The 4,949-nt window shown below is 37.4% G+C and carries 5 protein-coding genes; all 5 read right to left on the bottom strand.

Annotated features, from left to right (window positions below):
• Positions 1 to 866: 866 nt before the first annotated feature.
• The 5 genes from BMW84_RS24385 to BMW84_RS24365 all read right to left on the bottom strand — a co-directional run bounded on the left by BMW84_RS24385 (position 867) and on the right by BMW84_RS24365 (position 4,589).
• The gene (locus BMW84_RS24385; protein WP_091073089.1) at positions 867 to 1,313 is read right to left on the bottom strand and encodes a hypothetical protein; all 447 of its coding nucleotides are present in this window, start codon (positions 1,311 to 1,313) and stop codon (positions 867 to 869) included.
• Between the two features lie 273 nt (positions 1,314 to 1,586).
• A complete protein-coding gene (locus BMW84_RS24380; RefSeq protein ID WP_091073088.1) occupies positions 1,587 to 1,964 on the bottom strand; it encodes a hypothetical protein in 378 nt (125 codons plus the stop codon).
• Positions 1,965 to 2,119: 155 nt separating this feature from the next.
• The gene (locus tag BMW84_RS24375; RefSeq protein ID WP_091073086.1) at positions 2,120 to 2,875 is read right to left on the bottom strand and encodes a hypothetical protein; all 756 of its coding nucleotides are present in this window, start codon (positions 2,873 to 2,875) and stop codon (positions 2,120 to 2,122) included.
• Positions 2,876 to 3,064: 189 nt separating this feature from the next.
• The gene (locus tag BMW84_RS24370) at positions 3,065 to 3,349 is read right to left on the bottom strand and encodes a hypothetical protein (RefSeq protein ID WP_091073085.1); all 285 of its coding nucleotides are present in this window, start codon (positions 3,347 to 3,349) and stop codon (positions 3,065 to 3,067) included.
• 664 nt (positions 3,350 to 4,013) lie between these two features.
• The gene (locus BMW84_RS24365) at positions 4,014 to 4,589 is read right to left on the bottom strand and encodes a hypothetical protein (RefSeq protein ID WP_091073083.1); all 576 of its coding nucleotides are present in this window, start codon (positions 4,587 to 4,589) and stop codon (positions 4,014 to 4,016) included.
• Between the last annotated feature and the right edge of the window lie 360 nt (positions 4,590 to 4,949).

Here is a 4,949-nt window from a genome sequence, read left to right as displayed (position 1 = left end):
GTGTTACCCAACTTAATCTTTCTTCGTTCTTTATTATCTTGTTCAATCTTTTTAGTCTTGTTCATCCTTATAGTCTTGTTCTGTTCAATCTTTATAGTCTTGTTCATCTTTTTTATGTTTGGACTTTATAGTGTTGATAGTCATTTATGATTAGTAGTCTTTTTTGTGCTTTTTATCTTACTGTCCTTTCGTTATTTAGTTATATAGCGCCTTATTGTCTTATCATAGTTCAGTTCTTCATTTACTGATTTTCAAGGCTTTATACAAATATACCACTACCCCTAATTAATGGTAATGGCTAATTTGTTTTTCATATATATTTTCTCTCGATTGCATATAACGTTACTGTATTCACGACGTCCGACGTAGTCGGATGTGTCCGGCTGAATTCTCTTCTCAGCTAATACCTTCTGCCGGACCAAGGGCCGAATGGCCCGCTGCGTGAATATATTGTTATGTGCTGTATCCGACTTCTTCGAGCCATCTTCAATTGCCCTATATTTTCTTGATGTGCCGGAGGCTGTTGCCTCTTCGAATTTTCTTCTCCGGCATGCCGTTAATCGGTTTTTACGCTTCTTAGTGCTGGAGGCTGTTGCCTCCTCGAAATCACTTCTCCGGCATGCACTTAAATCAAATAACTTTTATTTTACTGCTTTTTATGATTGCTTTCGGATATTGCACATAACGTTGTTGTATTCACGAACCCTCACTGGCTTAAGGGGCATAAGCCCCGGGTCCGGCGGACTTAGCCAGTGCAGGGTTGTCTGCTGACTCTGCTTCCTCGAAATGCCTCTTGCAGACCAAGGGCCGTAAGGCCCGCAGCGTGAATACGGTGTTAGGCGATGGTAATGCCTTCATTGATATACTTACGAAAATTCTTTAATTGTTTGTATAGTCCTTGGGTTTCCAATAATTCTTATTCCCTTTATATAATCTCTAATTTGCCATGATTCTTCATCACTCGGATCTGATACAAATGTTCTTATATTAATCTCTTCATCAATCTCGATTTGTAAGTCATTCGTAATGGGTTCGATAGTTAATCTTTTTATTGGTTTCGAAAACAATTGTTTAAATAGCTCTGAGATTTTAAAATGTTCTTGTTCATCTTCTGTTTGAGCTGCTCTTGATCCCGTTATAACTTCGATATTATTTCTAAAATGCCATGTCGGTTCTAACCAAATACTGTATCCTTCTTTTAGATCCCCTGGTTCACAATCTAAATATAGTATTAAAGAATTCCCAGCTAATCGAACAAATTGTACCGGCCGATTCAGTATCGATTGTAATATTTTTTGTATTTCCTCTGACATCGTTAAGCCACCTTCGATATATAGTATTGCATTACTTTCGCCTAACGTTTCCGCATTCACGACGTTCAAACGGCTTAAGGACCGAAGGTCCGGGTGGCTCGGCCACTTAGCCGGTTGAATGTGTCCGGTGAATCGACTTCCTCGAAATGCCTCTTCTGGACCCAGGGTCGAGCTTGTCTCGGCCCGCCGCGTTGAATGCGATGTTATATGATGCTGCTGCCTTCTTCGATATACTTTAGAAGATTCTTGTTCAGTTACTTGTATTTATTATTCTCAATAGTGCCAACCCCTTCTTAGGTGTTCATCAGTAACCTTGGTAACTTCAATTATTGTTTCCCTTGGAATTCCCCGATCAACCATCCTATGGATAATTTCATTTCTTTCACTCCACTTGCCAAAGTACTTACCATTTATAAAACCATCTTCTCTTGCTTCTTCGATTTCTTTATTAACTGTTATAACCTCTGACACAAAGCTACCACACCAAGATTCTTGTTCTTCATCATATTCGACAACTGCTTCAACCTCAATATCTTCAGTATATAGAATTATTCTCTCATCCGGTTGTAAATTAAAGTAACTAAGATCATCTTTGGTTAATCTTAATTTATTTAGGTTTGGGCCATTAAAATCTGTCCATATCTTCTTCATTTTTATCTCCTTTTTATGCAGCAGTTTCATATAACGTTCCCGTATTCACGACGTCCGACGAAGTCGGATGTGTCCGGCTGACTATACCTCACCGAAATCCTTCAATGCCGGACCGAGGGCGTATGCCCGATGCGTGAATATATTGTTAGACGAAGTTATTCTTCTTTGAGAAATTCACTCATCCATTTTTTATCTTCATCACTTTGTTCAAACTGAAATTGACCTTCACCAATTTTGCTCCAGTAAGTATGATCTTCAAAATAATCATAGAAAATAATTTCGCTAGTAACGTATAAACACCATGTGCATACCATTATCATATTTAAATTTATTCTTGTAGGCTGGTTATTTTGTGTATGTCTTGTTAACCCATTAAGTTCTGAATGTAGTGAACTAATATGTACAAAATGATTACTTAATAGTCCTTGCAAGCTTCCTAAGTTCGGTATCAATTGTTTTCCGTATTTTATGGTTTTATTAACATCAAGCTTTCCACTTTGATAAATATCGTGACCATCAGGTTCTATTATAAAATAGGCTACTGTACTTATAGTTTCTATCACTGAACGAAGTAACATACATGGCTGGAGAGTATAACCCAATCTTAATAATTCCACAGATGCTTGAATTGTAGCAGCAGCATTCATCATTAACTGAGTACATGTAACTTTTACTGAATTCTCTTCTTTATTAGCTTTAAAAAAGCTATTGCTGATAACATAATTAGTTTTGCTAAATATTTCACTTATGGGGATTAGCTCATTTGAATACAGCTTATCAAAGGATTTCCCTATTCCAAATGAATCTCTTTGAATTCGCTTTTGAAGCATATCTTTGGAATATACACGAATTTGATTATTATCATTATCTATAACAGCTCCTAAAAAGTTTTTTTTCGTGTATACGTCCATCTAGAAATTGTTCTTTCTTCTTTTTCATTTTATATTCTCCTTAAAATAATTTCGTCTAACGTTCCCGTATTCACGAACCCGGAGGGTTGTCTGCCTGCATCCACATCCCCGAATTAGCTTCAGCAGACCCAGGGCCGAACGGCCCGCAGCGTGAATATATTGTTATGTGAAGGATTGGCCTTCTCTGCTTCATCTATAGTACGTTTCATCGTTTATTTCTTTTATAATTCTTTGACTAATTTCTATACTTTTCTCTCTAGTCTCGTTAAATTGCTCCTCTAAATATTCTTTAAATATCTTATATATGTAGTTTCCTAATTCATCATCTTTTAGATTTTCTTGTGATTCTAGATAAATTATTATTTCGTTGATTTCAGAATGATATTCGTCCTCCGGACAATGAATCGCAAGTAATCCTGAGGGATCCCATTCGTTTATTATTTTCTTTACCAAAGTAAATAGCTCTCGGTTCATTTTTACCTCCTCTTGATTGGCTTTCTGTATAAGTAATTAATAAAGTAATTGCCTATCTTTCACATAACGTTTGTGTATTTACGACCTCAGCGAATGCTGAGGTGTCCAGGTGATCCTACATCCCCGTAATGCATCTGCTGGACCGAGGCCGAATGGCCGAAGCGTAAATATGATGTTATCCGATGCCTCCTCTTCTTGAACCACCTTCATAAATGTATTGATCTTCACCTGTCATGGAATTTCATCTGTCATGGAATTTCATCTGTCATGGAATTTCATCTGTCTTTAGATCTTTATCTATCATGAAATTTCATCTGTCATTGGCCTTCATTTGCCTTGATCTCTATCTGTCTTGGTCTTCATCTGTCTTTGATCTTCATCCTGTCTTTAGTCTTCTGCCAATTCCTCTGTTTCACATTGTTAACTTTATCATCACTACATCAATGCTCCTGCGTGTTAAAAGCACAATGTTCTTCAGCACTTAGAGGTTTCGGATAACGTTGTTGTATTCACGAACCCGAGAGACTTAAGGCGCGTTAGCGCCGGGTGGCTCCGCCACTTAGCCTCGCAGGGTTGTCTGCCTGAACCCACTTCCCCGAAAATTCCTCTGGCAGACCAAGGGCCGTCAGGCCCGCAGCGTGAATACAGTGTTATGCGAAGGACTTCACTTCCTCGAATATTCATACAATGTCATTCCTGAATACTTTACTTTAAAGCCATTCTTAATTTTATTATATTCACTCGGTTCAATTCCGAACGAATAATCAGATCCTGGTCCATAACCTGTTTGGCCTGCGTGAATCCCATTTCCTTGAAGATCAGTTAGAACAAAATCCTCAGGTGATCCAGCACTTGTATATGTTCTGTCTTCATTAATAATCATGTTATATAAAAACTCTCCATTGTTATAGCCTACATCATATGTTGTATGAAAACTAAAATATATGTCATTACCTCTATTCCAAACTTGTTGAAGAACTATATTGGTATTATGGCTCTTATCAAGTTCAATATTTTGATTTTGTGGTTTATCTGTCTCAAAAGGAATCCATTCTGGTTTAATAGCTATTTCAACATTTACTTTATCTTCCTTGTTAATTGAATATTCTTTACGTTCCAAAATATTTTCGAATATTTTTGAACTTACATAATGATTTTGATAGTATTTATAGATTTTGAAACCACCGATTAATACCACTATAGCTATTAAGAAGAGTCCTATTCTCAATCTTTTTCTCATTTGTTTTCTCCTTTCTGAAGTCTTTCGCATAACGTTCTGGTATTCACGAACCCTCACTGGCTTAAGGGGCGTTAGCCCCGGGTCCGACGGACTTAGCCAGTGCAGGGTTGTCTGCTGACTCCGCATCTCCGAAATTCCTCTTGCAGACCAAGGGCCGCATGGCCCGCAGCGTGAATACGTTGTTAGACGCTGTTGCCTCTTCACTGAAATCTCCCACTAATAATTAGATTACTTGCCCTTTGCCCTGTATATGGTTTTGTTTAATACATCGGTTACAAATTCAGTCTTCATCAGACTGTAATTATCAATATCATACCTGTATGTTTCAGCAAGTTTTATTTTCAATAATTCATAACTTTT

The sequence above is a fragment of the Paenibacillus sp. NFR01 genome (assembly GCF_900111565.1).
In the GTDB taxonomy this organism is placed as follows: Bacteria; Bacillota; Bacilli; order Paenibacillales; family Paenibacillaceae; genus Paenibacillus_AQ.
This window is presented reverse-complemented; position numbering and strand designations above follow the sequence as displayed.